The sequence below is a fragment of the Thermomonas sp. genome, from assembly GCF_041905325.1.
Taxonomy (GTDB): Bacteria; Pseudomonadota; Gammaproteobacteria; order Xanthomonadales; family Xanthomonadaceae; genus Thermomonas.
On the sequence record NZ_JAYRLK010000001.1, the window covers coordinates 442,402 to 459,382 of the forward strand.

General features: G+C 67.4%; 15 protein-coding genes. 8 read left to right on the forward strand and 7 right to left on the reverse strand.

Features of this window, described 5'->3' with window-relative positions; translation table 11 throughout:
* Positions 1 to 62: 62 nt before the first annotated feature.
* On the forward strand, positions 63 to 1,421 hold the full coding sequence (locus ACE3OK_RS01950) for a serine hydrolase domain-containing protein (protein WP_374247833.1): 1,359 nt from the start codon (positions 63 to 65) through the stop codon (positions 1,419 to 1,421).
* A gap of 173 nt (positions 1,422 to 1,594) precedes the next feature.
* Here ACE3OK_RS01950 and ACE3OK_RS01955 read toward each other — a convergent pair whose 3' ends face one another.
* The 5 genes from ACE3OK_RS01955 to ACE3OK_RS01975 form a co-directional block, all read right to left on the reverse strand.
* Positions 1,595 to 2,260 carry a histone H1-like repetitive region-containing protein gene (locus tag ACE3OK_RS01955; protein WP_374247834.1) on the reverse strand — a complete coding sequence of 222 codons (666 nt, stop codon included), beginning with the start codon at positions 2,258 to 2,260 and terminating at the stop codon, positions 1,595 to 1,597.
* Positions 2,261 to 2,783: 523 nt separating this feature from the next.
* The gene (gcvH, locus tag ACE3OK_RS01960; RefSeq protein WP_374247835.1) at positions 2,784 to 3,179 is read right to left on the reverse strand and encodes a glycine cleavage system protein GcvH; all 396 of its coding nucleotides are present in this window, start codon (positions 3,177 to 3,179) and stop codon (positions 2,784 to 2,786) included.
* Between the two features lie 67 nt (positions 3,180 to 3,246).
* On the reverse strand, positions 3,247 to 4,359 hold the full coding sequence (gene gcvT, locus ACE3OK_RS01965) for a glycine cleavage system aminomethyltransferase GcvT (protein ID WP_374247836.1): 1,113 nt from the start codon (positions 4,357 to 4,359) through the stop codon (positions 3,247 to 3,249).
* Between the two features lie 87 nt (positions 4,360 to 4,446).
* Positions 4,447 to 4,878, reverse strand: a complete 432-nt coding sequence (locus ACE3OK_RS01970; RefSeq protein WP_374247837.1) for an NfeD family protein — start codon at positions 4,876 to 4,878, stop codon at positions 4,447 to 4,449.
* Between the two features lie 3 nt (positions 4,879 to 4,881).
* Complete coding sequence (locus ACE3OK_RS01975; RefSeq protein WP_374247838.1) at positions 4,882 to 5,829, reverse strand: SPFH domain-containing protein; 948 nt, start codon at positions 5,827 to 5,829, stop codon at positions 4,882 to 4,884.
* A gap of 159 nt (positions 5,830 to 5,988) precedes the next feature.
* On the opposite strand from ACE3OK_RS01975, the gene ACE3OK_RS01980 reads away from it, so the two are divergent.
* From ACE3OK_RS01980 to recQ, 5 genes are all read left to right on the forward strand, one after another.
* Positions 5,989 to 7,086, forward strand: coding sequence for a GGDEF domain-containing protein (locus tag ACE3OK_RS01980; RefSeq protein ID WP_374247839.1), 1,098 nt, complete (start codon positions 5,989 to 5,991; stop codon positions 7,084 to 7,086).
* A 95-nt stretch (positions 7,087 to 7,181) separates the two neighbouring features.
* The gene (locus ACE3OK_RS01985; protein WP_374247840.1) at positions 7,182 to 8,462 is read left to right on the forward strand and encodes a nucleoside permease; all 1,281 of its coding nucleotides are present in this window, start codon (positions 7,182 to 7,184) and stop codon (positions 8,460 to 8,462) included.
* 1 nt (position 8,463) lies between these two features.
* Positions 8,464 to 9,411, forward strand: a complete 948-nt coding sequence (locus ACE3OK_RS01990) for a ribokinase (protein ID WP_374247841.1) — start codon at positions 8,464 to 8,466, stop codon at positions 9,409 to 9,411.
* 23 nt (positions 9,412 to 9,434) lie between these two features.
* Positions 9,435 to 10,433, forward strand: a complete 999-nt coding sequence (gene dusB, locus ACE3OK_RS01995) for a tRNA dihydrouridine synthase DusB (RefSeq protein ID WP_374247842.1) — start codon at positions 9,435 to 9,437, stop codon at positions 10,431 to 10,433.
* A gap of 9 nt (positions 10,434 to 10,442) precedes the next feature.
* On the forward strand, positions 10,443 to 12,254 hold the full coding sequence (gene recQ / locus ACE3OK_RS02000; protein WP_374247843.1) for a DNA helicase RecQ: 1,812 nt from the start codon (positions 10,443 to 10,445) through the stop codon (positions 12,252 to 12,254).
* Here the strand turns inward: recQ and ACE3OK_RS02005 are convergent.
* The gene (locus ACE3OK_RS02005) at positions 12,212 to 13,258 is read right to left on the reverse strand and encodes a metal-dependent hydrolase (RefSeq protein WP_374247845.1); all 1,047 of its coding nucleotides are present in this window, start codon (positions 13,256 to 13,258) and stop codon (positions 12,212 to 12,214) included. The genes recQ and ACE3OK_RS02005 overlap by 43 nt on opposite strands.
* 128 nt (positions 13,259 to 13,386) lie before the next feature.
* Between ACE3OK_RS02005 and metK the strand changes: the two genes are divergently transcribed.
* Together metK and ACE3OK_RS02015 are read left to right on the forward strand one after the other, a co-directional pair.
* A complete protein-coding gene (gene metK, locus ACE3OK_RS02010) occupies positions 13,387 to 14,598 on the forward strand; it encodes a methionine adenosyltransferase (RefSeq protein WP_374247846.1) in 1,212 nt (403 codons plus the stop codon).
* Positions 14,599 to 14,694: 96 nt separating this feature from the next.
* Positions 14,695 to 15,936, forward strand: a complete 1,242-nt coding sequence (locus ACE3OK_RS02015) for a multifunctional CCA addition/repair protein (protein ID WP_374247847.1) — start codon at positions 14,695 to 14,697, stop codon at positions 15,934 to 15,936.
* Here the strand turns inward: ACE3OK_RS02015 and ACE3OK_RS02020 are convergent.
* Entirely contained in the window at positions 15,926 to 16,978 is a 1,053-nt protein-coding gene (locus ACE3OK_RS02020; RefSeq protein WP_374247848.1) for an acyltransferase family protein, read from the reverse strand. The two genes, ACE3OK_RS02015 and ACE3OK_RS02020, sit on opposite strands and share 11 nt — an antisense overlap.
* Between the last annotated feature and the right edge of the window lie 3 nt (positions 16,979 to 16,981).

Genomic DNA, 16,981 nt, shown 5'->3' on the forward strand with positions numbered 1-16,981 from the left:
GCAATGCTGGAAACTGGCGCTAGAATCGCGTGGTCGCGCAGCATACGCAGGAGGAACCGTCGATGAAAAAGCGCACCCTGCGGCACTCCTGGCGCATCGGGCTGGTGGCGGCGCTGCTGCCCCTGGCCTTGGGTTCCACTGCCCGTGACGCGGCCCCCGCGCACGGCGTTGTCACCCACCCCGATGCCGACGCCGCTGCCACGCTTCCTCAGCCAGTGCCCGATGCCGGGTCGGTGGCGTCCAGCGCCACCCCGCTGGCGGTGGCCCGCTATGAAGCCATCGCCACCGCACTGGTAGCCAATGGCCGCATCCCGGGCATGGCCATGGCCATCATCAAGGACGGCAAGATTCTCAGTGCGCGCGGCTACGGCGTCACCGACCTGCGCAATCCGCAGCCGGTGGATGCGCATACCGTGTTCCGGCTGGCCTCGCTGTCGAAATCGTTCGCCGCCACCATGACCGGCATCCTGGTCAACGATGGCGTGCTGCGCTGGGACAGCCGCCTCACCGACTACGTTCCCGACTTCCAGTTGTCGACGCCGGGGGCCGCCACGCAAATGACCGTGGCCGACTTGCTCAGCCACCGCACCGGCCTGACCCGCAACGCCTTCGACCGCGACCTGGAAGGCGATGCCGATTACCACAGCCTCACCCTGCGGATGGCCAACGCACCGATGACCTGCGCGCCGGGGCAGTGCTATGCCTACCAGAACGTGGCCTTCAGCCTGATCGGCGATGTCGTGTTCGCCACCACCGGCAAGTTCTACAGCGAGAGCGTGGCCAGCCGTATCTTCAAGCCGCTGGGCATGCACGATGCCAGCTACGGGCTGGAAGGGCTGGAGGCCAGTGCGCGCTGGGCGCACCCGCACGTGCGTGGGCGCGGCGGCTGGGTGTCGCTGATGCCCAAGCCCAATTACTACCGGGTGGCCCCCGCCGCCGGCGTCAACGCCAGCATCAGCGACATGGCGCAATGGCTGCTGGCACATGCGGGCCACCGTCCGGACGTGCTGCCCGCGCCACTGTTGGCCACCCTGCACGCACCGTTGGTGGAAACCCCGGCCGAACTGCGCGGCTCGTCCTGGCGGCACGACCGCCTGACCGCCGCCAGCTACGCGCTGGGCTGGCGCGACTACAGCTACTCCGGGCACAACGTGGTCTTCCACGGCGGTGCGGTGCAAGGCTATCGCGGCCTGATGGCGCTGCTGCCGGAGCAGGACCTGGGCGTGGTGATCCTGTGGAACAGCGAAAGCGCGCTGCCCAGCGGTCTGCTGCCCACCATCCTCGACGATGCGCTGGGCATCAGCGGCGGCAAGTGGCTGGACGACGACACCCTCGACGGCTCCGAGGAAGTGCTGTACGCCGAACGTGCAGCCCTGCCGGCAGGAACCCGCGCCACCAACGCCAAGGCCTCACCGCCCTGACCGCAGGCGCCTGCCTGCGGTGGCCCGGCTGACGCGCGGGCCTGAGCGCTGCCAACCACACCGCCGGGAGAACGCCGGCCGGACAAAAGAAACCCCTCCCGCCTGGGCAACGGGAAGGGTCTTCAGGATATTGCATGCGCCGGTTCGGGCGACACCCGAACCGGTCGCAGGTCTTACATCGCCGGAGCAGGAATCGCCGGCATTGCCACCGGCTTGGCCTTCTTGGCCACCGGCTTCTTCGCAGCAGGCTTCTTGGCCGCCGGCTTCTTGGCGGCAGGCTTCTTGGCAGCCGCTTTCTTCGCCACCGGCTTCTTCGCAGCCGCCTTCTTGGCGACCGGCTTCTTGGCAACCGCCTTCTTCGCTGCCGGCTTCTTGGCAACGGCCTTCTTCACCGCCTTCTTCGCCGCCGGCTTCTTGGCAACGGCCTTCTTCACCGCCTTCTTGGCGGCGGGCTTCTTGGCGGCAACCTTCTTCGCCACCGGCTTCTTCGCAGCGGCCTTCTTCACCGCCTTCTTGGCAACCTTCTTCGCCGCCGGCTTCTTGGCAGCGGCTTTCTTCGCAGCTTTCTTAACGGCCATGGTATGGCTCCTCGTCAATGGGTAAATCGGTAAAGCCCAGTTACGAAAGACGCCGCAGGTATCGGACCTGCGATCGACCGCCAACGCGCCAAGCGCGTCGGAACGGATGCGGTGCCGGCATGCGCGCAGCGCGCAAGGCCAGCCAGAACCATCGCCTGCCCAGCAAAAAACCTGCGGCGCGGAGCGCGGCAGGTTTCGTGCATGGCCACCACCGGGGAGAACGACACGCTTGCGCGGAAGTGACAGGTTGCCGGCATCCACCGTTGCGCACATCGGGCGGAGTTGCGTGCCGTGCTTCCGGTCGTCGCGTCGTGTGTGTCCACTTGCTCCCGCAGGAAATGTCTGCTGGGCGAAACCTAATCACGCTTTTTTCCAGTGTCAACAATCTTTCGCAAAGTTTTTCGCCGCACCCATCCGGCACGTCGTGGCGACATCCTGCAATGGCCGCGACACCGCGCTTCCTGCATCCCTGCAAAGACTGCATGCGTGCCGCGCACGGGTTCCCTGCAAGCAAGCATTGGCGCGGCTCGCAGCGATTCCAAAGACTCCGATGACGCACGCCGCATCGATGCGAAACGCCGACATGCGACGGATGCGCGCGCGCCATCGCGCAACGCGGGACGCTGCGGGCGCGGCGCGTGATTTCGCGTTGCACAAGCATGTTTGCGCGGAATTTGCGCAGGATTCCAGCATCGCGCGCCGTGCATCACCTGCATGTTCGACATGAAAAACCCGCGACGTTTCCGTCGCGGGTCGGGTGCAACGTGATGCGGGAACGACGCGCTCAGTGGTCGTCGTTTTCCAGCTGCTCGGCATAGTCGTCCGGGCCCAGCAGCTCATTGAGCTGGTCGGGGTCGGTGATTTCGATCACGAACAGCCAGCCGTCGCCATAAGCGTCTTCGTTGATGGTCTCGGGCTTGTCGACCAGCGCCGCATTGACTTCCAGCACCTTGCCGCTGACCGGCGCATAGACGTCGGAAGCCGCCTTCACCGACTCCACCACGGCACAGGCATTGCCGGCCTCGATACTGTCGCCGACGTTGGGCAACTCCACGTAGACAAGGTCGCCAAGCAGGCCCTGGGCGTGGTCGGAAATGCCGATGGTGGCCTTGCCGCCGCCTTCGACGCGAACCCATTCGTGGGATTTGAGGAATTTGAGGTCGCCGGGGATCTCGCTCATCGGGGTGACTCCTGTTGCGCGGTGCGTGGGGGGATGGGGGGAGTTTAACGAAGCGCGGGCGGAAAAATCAGATGCCCGGCTGGATGGTGTTGTCGCGGACGAACGGGAACTTCACCACGCGCACCGGGACTTCCTTGCCGCGGATGTCCACGCGCACGGCCCCTGGTTCGCCGGCGGGCACGCGGGCAAAAGCAATTGCCTTGCCGATGGTGGGCGAGAAGGTGCCGGACAGGATTTCACCCTCGCCGTTGGCGGTGAGCACTTTCTGGCCGTGGCGCAGCACGCCCTTTTCATCCATCACCAGGCCGATCATCTGGCGTGCGCTGCCGGCGGCCTGCTGTGCTTCCAGCACGCTGCGGCCGATGAAGTCGCGCGGCGATCCATCGACGTCATCCAGCACCACCGTCCAGCCCAGCGCGGCTTCCCACGGGCTGACGGTGTCGTCCATGTCCTGGCCGTACAGGTTCATGCCGGCTTCCAGCCGCAGCGTGTCGCGGGCACCCAGGCCCGCCGGCTTCACGCCTGCGGCCAGCAAGGCATTCCAGAACGCCACCGTCTGCGCTTCCGGCACGATCACCTCGAAGCCGTCTTCGCCGGTGTAGCCGGTGCGGGCCACGAACACGGTGATGCCGTCCAGCGTCTGCGCTTCGCGCGCGGAGAAGCGCACCAGCTTGGACACCGGCGCACGATCCTCCTCGCGCAACAAGCCCTGCACCTTGGCGCGGGCGTTCGGGCCCTGCACGGCGACCATGCCGAATTCCGGACGCTCGCGCACCTGCACGTCGAACGCCTGCGCCTGCGCGCTGATCCACGCAACGTCCTTCTCGCGGGTGGAGGCATTCACCACCAGCCGGAACCAGTCTTCCGACATGAAATAGATGATGAGGTCATCGACCACCCCGCCCTGCGGGTTGAGCATCGCGGTGTACAGCGCCTTGCCGGGCTTCTGCAGCTTGTCCACCGAGTTGGCGACCAGGTGGCGCAGGAAGGCGCGCACCTTGGCACCGTTGAGATCGACCACGGTCATGTGGCTGACGTCGAACATGCCGGCGTCGCGGCGCACCTGGTGGTGTTCGTCGATCTGGGAGCCGTAGTGGATCGGCATGTCCCAGCCGCCGAAGTCCACCATCTTGGCGCCAAGCGCGCGGTGGGTGTCGTTGAGGATGGTCTTGTGGGTCATCGGGGTGTGCCTGCGTGGGGGACGGGCATTATCCCAGAGCCGCGTGCCGTGCGGCGCACCCTACGCGCCGGTATGGAAACCGGCCGCTCAGGCCGGCTCCACGCGCAGGGTCATGGCATCGGCACCAACGATGCGCACATGGCTGCCCGCCGGCAGTTCCGGGCCGGCAACGTCCCAGTAGGCATCGGCGATCTGCACCCGGCCACGGCCGTCCACGATGGCGCGTTCCAGCGGCACCACCTGCCCCACCAGCGCGGCGGTGCGCTTGTTGAGCGCCGGCTGGTCGCTGGGGCGTTCGCGCCGGCGGAACCACGTGCGGTAAATCTGGATGGAGGCAAAGCCGAGCACCACGAACCCGGCCACCTGCGCCAGCACCGGGATCCCCGGCACCAGCCACGTCAGCAGGAAGACTGCCGCCGCCGCAAATCCCAGCCACAGCATGAACGCCCCCGGCGCGAGCACTTCCGCCGCGATCAACAGCAGCGCGAACGCCGCCCAGGCAAAGACATCCCAACGCATGGCTCAGCCCCCTTGCTTCACGGCCACCGGCCTGGGGGCGGATGCGCCGGCCAGTGATTCCTTGGCCAACTCGGCGATGCCGCCCAGCGAGCCGATGATGCCGGCCGACTCCATCGGCATCATCACGAATTTCTGGTTCGGGGCCTCGGCCAGGCTCTTGAACGCCTCGATGTATTTCTGCGCGATGAAGTAGTTGATCGCCTGCACGTTGCCGCTGGCAATCGCGTTGGACACCATTTCGGTGGCCTTGGCTTCCGCCTCGGCCAGGCGCTCGCGCGCCTCGGCCTGCCGGAATGCGGCCTCGCGCTCGCCTTCGGCCTCCAGGATCTTCGACTGCTTCTCGCCCTCGGCCTTGAGGATGGCGGCCTGCCGGAACCCTTCGGCTTCCAGGATGTTGGCACGCTTCTCGCGCTCGGCCTTCATCTGCCGCGCCATCGAGTCCACCAGGTCGCGCGGCGGCTGGATGTCCTTCAATTCGATGCGGTTGACCTTCAGGCCCCACGGGTGCGTGGCCTGATCCACCGCATGCAGCACCTTGGTGTTGATCTCGTCGCGCTTGGACAGCGACTCGTCCAGATCCAGCGAGCCGATCGCGGTGCGGATGTTGGTCATCACCAGGTTGAGGATGGCGATTTCCAGTTGCGCCACCTCGTAGGCCGCCTTGGCGGCGTCCAGCACCTGGAAATAGACCACGCCATCGACCTTCACCACCGCGTTGTCCTTGGTGATGACGTCCTGGCTGGGGACATCCATCACCTGCTCCATCATGTTGATCTTGCGGCCCACGCTGTACATGATCGGCACCAGGAAGTGCAGGCCCGGCGTCATGGTGTGGGTGTAGCGGCCGAAACGCTCCACCGTCCACTCGAACCCCTGCGGCACCATGCGCACGGTCTTGGCGACGGCGATGATGCCGACCAACAACAAAATCACTGCAAGTGCACCTGTCATTGCCCTTCCTCCCTGGTGAAGGGATGAGTATAGACACGCCGCCGCGGCAACTGCCGGGCACCGATTGAGCCATTCCCCGCGCGGCTCTATGCTGCGCCGTCATCCTTGGGGAAGCCCGTGGACATTTTCGGACCCGGATTGCGCGAATTCTGGCGGCGCATGCGCACGCCGCCGGATGCCTTGATGCTGGAACTGGGCGCCGGCGGCGAATTGCTGGTGGCGAAACTGCGGGCCGGGCTGTCGCTGGCCCTGCTGCTGTTGCCGCTGGTCAACCTCGCCACTGGCGAGTTCACCCCCGGCGAGGGCATCGCCGGCATGCTCGGGGTCATCGCCACCATCGCCCTGTCGCAAGTCTGGCTGGCGCTGGCGCGGCAGCCCCGGCGCTTCCGCTGGCTGCCATGGGTCACCTCCAGCTACGACGTGACCATGACCACCCTGGTGCTGGCACTGCTGGCACTGGGCTCGCCGGCCACCGGCATCAACAGCATGGTGGTGTGGGCTTTCTACCTGATCGCCATCGGCATGACCGCGTTGCGCAACGATGGCCGCCTGGTCCTGTCCACCGGCCTGCTGGCGATCCTGCAATACGGCCTGCTGGCCACCGCGATTTTCCAGCTGGTGCACGCGCCCGAGCAGTTGATGTCGGCCGATTACGGCACCGCGCGGATCTCGAACGTGCTGTCCCGCGTGCTGCTGCTGGCCATCGCCACCACGGTGACGGCCGCGATCGTCTATCGCATGCAGCGCCTGGTGGAGTTGTCCGGCACCGACGGCCTCACCGGCCTGCCCAACCGCACCCTGCTGGCCCATCGCTTCCCGGTGTTGATCGAAACCCTGCGGGAGGGCGGCGGCTCGCTGTCGCTGTGCCTGATCGACATCGACTATTTCCGCCGCATCAACGACGAGGCGGGCCACCTGGCCGGCGACCGCGCCCTGCGCCATGCAGCGGGCGTGCTGCGCGGCGGGCTGGAGGATGACGACTGGCTGGTGCGCCTGGGCGGCGAGGAATTCGTGCTGGTGATGCCGGTGCCCACCGGCCGCGCGTGGGAGCGCCTGGAAGCACTGCGCCGCGCCATGGCCACCTCGCCCTTCGCGCCCGAACTCGACGGCGACACCCTGCGGCTGACCTTCAGCGCCGGCATCGCCTGCTGGCCGCAGGACGGCAACGACCTCTCGCACCTGCTGCGGCGCGCCGACCTGCGCCTGCGACAGGCCAAACTGGAAGGCCGCAACCGGGTGGTGGCGCGCGAAACCTGAGCCTGGCCGCCTTGCACTGCGGCTTGCCGGCATCGCCTGCGCTGACCTACCCTGCGCCAAGCAGGCGCACCGCAGCGCCTCGCATTGGAGCCCGAGTGAACCTGAAACTGCGCCTGACCGTGATGAATTTCCTCCAGTTCTTCATCTGGGGGGCGTGGCTGATCACCATCGGCGCGTACTGGTTCCAGAACAAGCAATGGTCGGGAACGAGTTTTGGCGCGATCTTCTCCACCATGGGCATCAGCGCCTTGTTCATGCCGGCGCTGATGGGGGTGGTGGCCGACAAATGGATCAGCGCGCAGAAGCTCTACGGCCTGCTGCACATCGGCGGCGCACTGACACTGTCTTACGTGCCACAGGTGAACGACCCGCACACGATGTTCTGGGTGATGCTGATCACGATGATTTGCTACATGCCCACCATCTCGCTGGCGATCGCGGTGGCCTACAACGCGCTCAAGCGCGACGGCATGGACGTGGTGCGCGACTTCCCGCCGATCCGGGTGTGGGGCACGGTGGGCTTCATCGCGGCGCTGTGGACCACCAGCCTGCTGAAGCTGGAAACCTCGCCCGGGCAGTTCTACATCGCCGCCGTGGCCTCGCTGGCACTGGGCCTGTATGCCTTCACCCTGCCGCCCTGCCCGCCCACGCTGGGCAAGGACGCCGGCCACCGCACGCTGGTGGACGTGCTGGGCCTGTCGTCGCTGCGGCTGTTCCAGAACCGCAACATGGCGGTGTTTTTCGTGTTCGCGATGCTGCTGGGCGCGGCACTGCAACTCACCAATGCCTACGGCGACACCTTCCTGCACGACTTCGCCACCGTCGATGCCTACAAGGGCACGCTGGCGGTGCGCTATCCCGCCATCATCATGTCGATTTCGCAGATCAGCGAAACCCTGTTCATCCTCACCATCCCGTTCTTCCTCAAGCGCTTCGGGATCAAGACGGTGATGACGATCTCGATGCTGGCGTGGTTCCTGCGCTTCGGGTTGTTTGCCTATGGCAACCCCGGCGACGGGCTGTGGATGATCGTGGCCAGCTGCATCGTCTATGGCATGGCCTTCGATTTCTTCAACATTTCCGGCAGCCTGTTCGTGGAGCAGCAGGCCGACCCGCGCATCCGTGCCAGCGCACAGGGCCTGTTCATGCTGATGACCAACGGTGTCGGCGCGGTGCTGGGCAGCTCGCTGAGCGGCTGGATGATCGACAAATGGTTCACCGACGCCGCCGGCGCCAAGGACTGGCACGGCATCTGGTCCGCCTTCGCGCTGTACGCGCTGGCGATGGCGGTGCTGTTCGTGCCGCTGTTCAAGCACCGCCACGACCCGCACAAGGTCATCCCGGCGCACGGCGCAGCCGACGTGAGCAACCCCTGACATGGCGAGTGTGCACGTCGTCGGCTCGTTCAACGTCGACCACGTCTGGCGCGTGGCCACGCTGCCCGCGCCCGGTGCCACGCTGACCGGCAGTTATGCCACCGGCCCGGGCGGCAAGGGCTTCAACCAGGCGATGGCGGCACGCCGCGCAGGGGCCGCGACCGCTTTCACCTGCGCATTGGGCGAGGATGCCGGCGGGCAGTGGGCACGCACGCTGTGTGCCGCCGATGGCATCACCCTGCACGCCGCCGCCAGTCCCGCACCCACCGGGACCGCCGGCATCTATGTGGATGCGCAGGGCCGCAACTGCATCGTGATCGGCCCCGGGGCGAACGCCACGCTGACGCCCGGCTTCGTCGCCGGCGCACTGGCCGACGTGGCCGCCGATGCCGTGGTGCTGGCACAGCTGGAATCGCCGCTGGACGCGGTCGCGCAGGCGCTGGATGCCGGGCGCGCGGCCGGTGCGGCATGCCTGCTCAACCCGGCCCCCGCCAACGTCGCGATCGACGAAACCATGCTGGTGCGCGCCGACATCCTGACCCCGAACGAAACCGAATTCGCCGCCTTGCTGTTGCGCCATGTCGGCGAGCGGATCGACGCCGACGCGGTGGCCGGCCTCGACCAGCCGCGCCTGCACGCGCTGTGCCGCGAGTTGCTGCCACACGGCAGCGTCGTCGTGACACTGGGGGCCAGCGGCTGCTTCGTCTCGCACCCGGACCACCGCCCGCGCGGCGACACCAACGCCTGCTACCGCATCGCCGCCGAGCCGGCGCAGGTGGTGGATACCACCGGCGCCGGCGATGCCTTCAATGGCGCGCTGGCGGCCTCGCTGGCGCTGCGGCCGGGGCTGCCGTTCATCGAACACATCCGCTTCGCCGGCCACTATGCCGGCCGCTCCACCGAGCACGCCGGGGCCGCGCTGGCGATGCCGCTTCTGCCGGCAACCTGAGCCCGACCACTTACAATGCGCCGATGCAGATCGGCCGTTACCGCATCCATCCCAAGGTCATCCTCGCGCCCATGGCGGGGGTGACCGACAAGCCGTTCCGGCTGTTGTGCAAGCGCCTGGGGGCCGGCCTGGCGGTGTCGGAAATGACCATTTCCGACCCGCGCTTCTGGAATACCAGCAAATCGCGCACCCGCATGGACCACGCAGGCGAACCGGATCCGGTCAGCGTGCAGATCGCCGGCACCGACCCGGCCGCGCTGGCCGAGGCGGCGCGCTTCAACGTCGACCACGGCGCGCAGATCATCGACATCAACATGGGCTGCCCGGCCAAGAAGGTCTGCAACGTGCTGGCCGGCAGCGCGCTGATGCGCGACCCGCAACTGGTGGCGCGGATCGTCGCGGCAGTGGTGGCTGCGGTGGACGTGCCGGTGACGCTGAAGATCCGCACCGGCTGGAGCGCCGACAACCGCAACGCCGCGGAGATCGCCCGCCTCGCCGAAGACGCCGGCATCCAGGCGCTGGCCATCCACGGCCGCACCCGCGACCAGCACTACGCCGGGCAGGCCGAGTACGACACGATCGCGGACGTGAAATCCCGGCTGCGCATTCCCGTCATCGCCAACGGCGACATCGATTCGCCGCAGAAAGCCGCCTCCGTCCTCCGGTACACCGGCTGCGATGCGGTGATGCTGGGCCGCGCCGCACAAGGCAGGCCGTGGATTTTCGAACAGGTGGCGCAGTTCCTCGCCACCGGCACGCTGCTGCCCGAACCCGGCCCCGCACAGGTGCGCGACGTGCTGCTGGGCCACCTGCACGCCCTGCATGATTTCTACGGCGAAGAGATGGGCGTGCGCATCGCGCGCAAGCACCTGGGCTGGTATGCCAAAGATCGACCGGAGAACAGCGCCTTCCTCGCCGTGGTCAACCGCGCGCAGACCGCCGACGCGCAAGTGCGGCTGACCACCGACTATTTCGACGCACTTGCCGCCGGCATCGTGCCGTTGCTGCCGCAAGCGGCCTGATTGCAGCGCATGTCCCGAACCGCCCGCGACACCCTGCGCCATGTGTTCGGCCACGACCAGTTCCGTGGCGAGCAAGAACAGATCGTGAGCCACCTGTGCAACGGCGGTGACGCGCTGGTGTTGATGCCTACCGGCGGCGGCAAATCGCTGTGCTACCAGTTGCCGGCGCTGCTGCGGGAAGGCTGCGCCATCGTGGTGTCGCCATTGATCGCGCTGATGCAGGACCAGGTGGACGGCCTGCGCCAGCTGGGCGTGCGTGCCGCCTTCCTCAACTCCAGCCTGGATGCCGCCGATGCCGCACAGGTGGAACGTCGGTTTGCCGCAGGGGAACTGGACCTGCTGTACGTCGCCCCCGAACGCCTGCTGACGCCGCGCTTCCTGTCCCTGCTCGATCGCGCCGACGTGGCGCTGTTCGCGATCGACGAAGCGCACTGCGTGTCGCAGTGGGGCCACGACTTCCGCCCCGAATACCGCCAGCTCACCCTGCTGCACGAACGCTGGCCGGACATCCCGCGAATCGCGCTGACCGCCACTGCCGACGCACCCACCCGGCGCGAGATCGTGGAGCGGCTGGCGCTGGAGGATGCGCAACAATTCGTCAGTTCGTTCGACCGCCCCAACATCCACTACAGCGCAGTGCCGCGTGACGATGGCCGCCGCCAACTGCTGGCCTTCATTGACCGGCATCGTGATGAAAGCGGGATCGTGTATTGCCTGTCGCGCAAAAAAGTGGAGGCGGTGGCCGAATTCTTGGTGGCGCACGATATCCCCGCACTGGCCTATCACGCCGGGTTGGATGCCGCCACGCGGGCGCAACGGCAGCGCCGTTTTTTGCAGGAAGACGGTCTTGTAATGGTGGCCACGATCGCCTTCGGCATGGGCATTGACAAGCCCGACGTGCGCTTTGTGGCGCATCTGGATTTGCCGAAATCATTGGAAGGCTATTACCAGGAAACCGGCCGCGCCGGGCGCGACGGCGACCCCGCCGAGGCGTGGCTGGTCTATGGCATGGGCGATGCCGTGCTGTTGCGCAGGATGATCGAGGAAGGCGACGCCAGCGACGACCGCAAGCGGCTGGAGCACGGCAAGCTGGACGCACTGATTGGCTACGTCGAGTCCACCGCCTGCCGCCGCCAGACCCTGCTGGCGTATTTCGGCGAACCGCATGCCGGTGCCTGCGGCAACTGCGACAACTGCCTGGACCCGCCGCAGACCTGGGATGCCACCGAGGCCGCGCGCAAGGCGCTGTCCTGCGTCTATCGCAGTGGCCAGCGCTTCGGCGCGGCACACGTGGTCGACGTGCTGCGCGGCGCAGACACCGCCAAGGTGCGCCAGTTCGGACACCAGACGCTCAGTACCTACGGCATCGGCAGCGACCTCGACGCCCTCCAGTGGCGCGGCGTGTTCCGCCAACTGCTTGCCGCCGGCCTGCTGGAGGCCGACCTCGAGAGCCACGGCGCATTGCGCCTGACCGCGCTGGCCACCCCGCTGCTGCGCGGCGAACGCAGCCTGCATCTGCGCAAGCACCCGTCGCCATCCGGCAAGGCACGCAGCCGCGGCGACAAGCGCACCGCCACCACGTTCATCACCCTGCCGCACGCCGCCGAAGCGCGCTTCACCGCCCTGCGCCTGTGGCGCGCGGAAGCGGCACGTGCACAAGGCATTCCCGCCTACGTGATCTTCCACGACGCCACCTTGCGCAACATCGCACTGGAAGACCCGCGCGAACTGGACGACCTCGCCGGCATCGGCGGCGTCGGTGCCGCCAAGCTGGAACGTTACGGCCGCGACGTGCTGGCGGCGCTGGCGGCGGTGGATTGAGGCGGCGGTTGCCGCCAGATCCGGCGCCACATGTCCGGCAACTGCCTGCGCGCCTGCCAGGGCCAGCGCGCCTGTCGCGGCGGCATCGCCTGCCAGCCATCGCCCGCGCGCCGCGCCACCGCGAAATTGAAAGCGTAATCCGGCGCGCTGCCCATGCGCAGGTCGCTGAGGATCAACACCCCGTCACGCACCTGCGCTTTCTGGAAGCCGTGGTTGAACCACGCCAGCCGCCGCACCACGGGGAATGTCGCCACCGCGTGCATGGCCGCCACGTCCGACGCATGTGCCGTGAATCGCATCGGCCCGTGGTCGGCCACCAGCGAGCGCTCGCCGATGACGAAGCCGGTGGGTGTCATCGCCGTCACCTGCCACAGCAAGGTGTTGAACGGCATCGGCACCGAGAAGTGCGGTGCATCGGCCAGGCCCAGCGCCGCCAATTGCCGGTCGGCTTCGCGCTGCACCAACGCCTTCGCCAGCACGGACCAGCCCAGATAACCCACGCCCAACACCAGCCCCGCCAACAGCGCGCGCTGCCCCAGCGGTTTGTTGCCTGCCCACCACGCCAACACGCAGGCCAGCAGCCACGGCAGGGTGAACAACGGATCGACGATGAACAGGCTGCTCCACATCAACGGCGGGATGGGAAGCGGCCAGAGCAATTGCGTGCCGTAGACGGTGAAGCTGTCCAGCAGCGGGTGCGCCATCAGGCACGCGAAGATCGCCCACCACCAGCGCGTCGGCGCTTCCGCCACCCGTCCGCCGCGCCTGCGGAAGAACACCCACAACGCCCACGCGATGAACGGCAACACCAGCCACGAATGGGTGGCGGCGCGATGGCATGTCATTCGGACCACCGGATCGTCGCTGAGCAGCAGCGGCAGCACATCGAGGTCCGGCAACGTGTTCAAGGCTGCGCCGGCCAGCAAGGCCGCCCGCCGGTGCACACGCGGGGCAACGGCGGCCGCAATCACGCCGCCATAGAACAGATGGGTGAGAGAATCCATCCGCCGATCCTAGCCGAAGCCGGTTTCCTGAACGCCGGGATCACGCCGGCAAGTGCAAGATGCACGCCGGTGCGCATCGCTGTATCATGCGCACCCATCTTTCCATCCGAATGCAAGGATATAAAGCGATGTCCAGCTATCTGTTCACCTCCGAATCGGTCTCCGAAGGCCACCCGGACAAGATCGCCGACCAGATTTCCGATGCGGTGCTGGACGCGATCCTCGCGCAGGACAAGCACGCCCGCGTGGCCTGCGAGACGCTGGTGAAGACCGGTGCCGCCATCGTGGCCGGCGAAGTCACCACCAGCGCGTGGGTGGACATCGAGGCGCTGGCACGCAAAGTCATCAACGACATCGGCTACGACAATTCCAACGTCGGCTTCGACGGCCACACCTGCGCCATCATCAACATGCTCGGCAAGCAGTCGCCCGACATCAACCAGGGCGTGGACCGCAAGAAGCCGGAAGACCAGGGTGCCGGCGACCAGGGCCTGATGTTCGGCTACGCCTGCAACGAAGCGCCCGAGTTCATGCCGGCCCCGCTGTACTACAGCCACCGACTGGTGGAGCAGCAAGCCAAGGTGCGCAAGGCCGGCAAGCTGAAGTGGCTGCGCCCGGACGCCAAGTCGCAGGTCACCCTGCGCTACGACGGCAACACCGTACTGGGCCTCGACGCGGTGGTGCTGTCCACCCAGCATGACCCGGACATCAAGCAGAAGGACCTGATCGAGGCGGTGCGCACGCACATCCTCGCGCCGGTGCTGCCGAAGAAGTGGCTGGACGTGCTGCCGAAGAACAAGGTGCACATCAACCCGACCGGCAAGTTCGTGATCGGCGGCCCGGTGGGCGACTGCGGCCTGACCGGCCGCAAGATCATCGTCGACACCTACGGCGGCATGGCCCGCCACGGTGGCGGCGCGTTCTCCGGCAAGGACCCGTCGAAGGTCGACCGCTCGGCCGCCTACGCCGCGCGCTACGTGGCCAAGAACATCGTGGCCGCCGGCCTGGCCGACAAGTGCGAAGTGCAGGTGTCCTACGCCATCGGCGTGGCCCAGCCCACTTCCATTTCGGTGACGACCTTCGGCACCGGCAAGGTCGGCGACGACGTGATCGAGAAGCTGATCCGCGCGCACTTCGACCTGCGCCCGTATGCGATCACCCGCATGCTGGACCTGGAACACCCGATCTACCAGCTCACCGCCAGCTACGGTCACTTCGGCCGCAAGCCGAAGGAGATCGGCTACACCGACGGCGAAGGCAAGAAGCACAAGGCCACCGCCTTCTCGTGGGAGAAGACCGACAGGGCCGAGGCCCTGCGCAAGGCGGCGAAGCTGAAGTAAGCCACGCGGCAACCATGTGCACCCGGACGGGCCGCAGCGATGCGGCCCGTTTTCGTTGCAATGCCGGCCCGCGCCCGGATCAGGCATCATCCCGCCATGTCAAAACTACCGGATCCCGTCCGCACCTATCTCGTCGGCGGAGCCGTGCGCGATGCCCTGTTGGGCCTGCCGCCCGGTGACCGTGACTTCGTGGTGGTGGGTGCTTCCGTGCAGGACATGCAGGACGCCGGCTTCAAGCAGGTGGGGCGCGACTTCCCGGTGTTCCTGCACCCGGATTCCGGCGAGGAATACGCGCTGGCGCGCACCGAGCGCAAATCCGGCCGCGGCTACACCGGCTTCGTGGTGCATGCCGATCCGTCGGTGACGCTGGAGGAAGACCTGGCGCGCCGCGACTTCACCATCAATGCGATCGCGCAAGCCGCCGATGGCACGCTGGTCGATCCGTTCGGCGGCACCCGCGACCTGCAGGCGCAGGTGCTGCGGCACGTCGGCGCGGCGTTCGTCGAAGACCCGTTGCGGGTGCTGCGGGCGGCACGCTTCATGGCCCGCCTCGCCCCGCTCGGCTTCCACATCGCACCGGAAACGCTGGCATTGATGCGGCAGATGGCAGACAGCGGCGAACTGGCGGCGCTGGTGCCGGAACGCGTGTGGCAGGAACTGGCGAAGGCACTGCGCAGCGCCGCACCATCGGCCTTCCTGCGCAGCCTGCGCGCGGCCGGTGCCTTGCGCGCGGTGCTGCCGGAAGTGGATGCACTGTACGGCGTGCCACAACGCGCCGACTACCATCCGGAAGTGGATGCCGGGCTGCATGTCGAACTGGTCTGCGACAGGGCCGCAACGCTCGCGCCGGGCGACGACCTGATCGGCTACGCCGCCCTCTGCCACGACCTCGGCAAGGCATTGACGCCGGCCGATGCGTGGCCCCGACACGTCATGCACGAGCAGCGCGGGGTTGCACCCGTCAACACGCTGAGCCAGCGCTTGAAGGTCCCCAACGAACATCGCGACCTGGCCGTGATCGCCTGCCGCGAACATCTCAACGTGCATCGCATCGCCGAACTGAAAGCCGCCACCGTACACGACCTGATCGCCCGCTGCGACGGCTTCCGCAAACCGGCGCGCATCGACCAGCTTGCCCGCGTCTGCGAGGCCGACGCGCGCGGCCGCGCCGGCCATGCCGACAGCCCCTACCCGCAGGCGGAATGCTTGCGCCGCCTGCACGCGGCGGCAATGACGGTACGCGGCGCGGACATCAGCGCGCACGGCGTCACCGGCCCGGCGTTCGGCGAGGCACTGCGCAAGGCGCGAATCGTGGCGATTGCGACGCTCAAATCGTGACCCGCCAGCCCTTCTTTTCCATCCCCCACATCAGCCCCCACCACAGCGCCACGAAGGCCGTCGCCACCGCCAGCGAGGCCGGCTTGCCATCACCCAGCCACGCGGCGGCCTGCGCATAGGCGGTGCCGAACACGCCGAACTTCTCGAACAGGCAAGCCAGCAACCACGAGCCTGCATAGGCGGCGATGGCATTGATGCCCATGCTGCGGCCCCACGGCGGTGCACCGCACCGGTCGAACAGCGCATGGTACGACGCCAGCAGCACGGTGGACCAGCCGGCCGCATACACGGCATAGGAGGACGTCCACAGGTTCTTGTTCCACGGCATCAGCCACGCCCATGCCCAGCCCACCGCCAGCAAGGCCACGCCCGCACGCAGCAGGAAGGCCAACCCGCGTTCGCGCAGCCAGTGACCGGCACGCACGCCCAGCAGGGTGGTGGCCAGCGCCGGCAGCGTGCTCAGCAGGCCTTCCGGGTCATGCGCCTTGCCGGTGGCGACGTCGAACTGGTAGTTGTGCACGCCCGCCACCCACGTATCCACGCGACTGGCGAGGTTGTCCCACGGCAGATATCCGCCGCCGGCCACCAGCAGCGCCCAATAGCCCAGCAGCAGGCCGGCGATGACCCCCCATTGCCGGCGCGGCGTCAGCCACAACGCCAGCGTGGCCGCCGCGCCGTAGCACAGGCCGATGCGTTGCAGGACGCCCCAGATGCGGAAGTGTTCCTTGCCATAGCCCCACATCGCCACCGCATACAGCAACCACCCCACGGCGATCAGGCGCAGCGCGCGCGCCCACACCTTCGACAGCGGCGTGCCGGGTTTCAGGCCCAACGCGATCGACACGCCCACCACGTACAAGAAGGTGGGAAACACCAGGTCGGTGGGGGTGAAGCCGTTCCATTCGGAATGCTCCAGCGGCGCATACACATGCGCCCAACTGCCTGGGTAATTGACCAGCAACATCAGCGCCACCGCCCAGCCGCGCAGCACATCCACCGAAGGGAAGCGGCGCGGTGCCGCCGTGGTCGTCGCCTGCAGCATGGC

Bases quoted from the DNA above. Each gene is read 5' to 3' on its own strand.
- dusB (WP_374247842.1), top strand. From the start codon at position 9,435: ATGCAGATCGGCCGTTACCGCATCCATCCCAAGGTCATCCTCGCGCCC.
- ACE3OK_RS02020 (WP_374247848.1), bottom strand. From the start codon at position 16,978: ATGCTGCAGGCGACGACCACGGCGGCACCGCGCCGCTTCCCTTCGGTG.
- gcvH (WP_374247835.1), bottom strand. From the start codon at position 3,179: ATGAGCGAGATCCCCGGCGACCTCAAATTCCTCAAATCCCACGAATGG.
- recQ (WP_374247843.1), top strand. From the start codon at position 10,443: ATGTCCCGAACCGCCCGCGACACCCTGCGCCATGTGTTCGGCCACGAC.
- ACE3OK_RS01975 (WP_374247838.1), bottom strand. From the start codon at position 5,829: ATGACAGGTGCACTTGCAGTGATTTTGTTGTTGGTCGGCATCATCGCC.
- ACE3OK_RS02015 (WP_374247847.1), top strand. From the start codon at position 14,695: ATGTCAAAACTACCGGATCCCGTCCGCACCTATCTCGTCGGCGGAGCC.
- ACE3OK_RS01980 (WP_374247839.1), top strand. From the start codon at position 5,989: ATGCGCACGCCGCCGGATGCCTTGATGCTGGAACTGGGCGCCGGCGGC.
- ACE3OK_RS01950 (WP_374247833.1), top strand. From the start codon at position 63: ATGAAAAAGCGCACCCTGCGGCACTCCTGGCGCATCGGGCTGGTGGCG.
- metK (WP_374247846.1), top strand. From the start codon at position 13,387: ATGTCCAGCTATCTGTTCACCTCCGAATCGGTCTCCGAAGGCCACCCG.
- ACE3OK_RS02005 (WP_374247845.1), bottom strand. From the start codon at position 13,258: ATGGATTCTCTCACCCATCTGTTCTATGGCGGCGTGATTGCGGCCGCC.
- ACE3OK_RS01990 (WP_374247841.1), top strand. From the start codon at position 8,464: ATGGCGAGTGTGCACGTCGTCGGCTCGTTCAACGTCGACCACGTCTGG.
- ACE3OK_RS01970 (WP_374247837.1), bottom strand. From the start codon at position 4,878: ATGCGTTGGGATGTCTTTGCCTGGGCGGCGTTCGCGCTGCTGTTGATC.
- gcvT (WP_374247836.1), bottom strand. From the start codon at position 4,359: ATGACCCACAAGACCATCCTCAACGACACCCACCGCGCGCTTGGCGCC.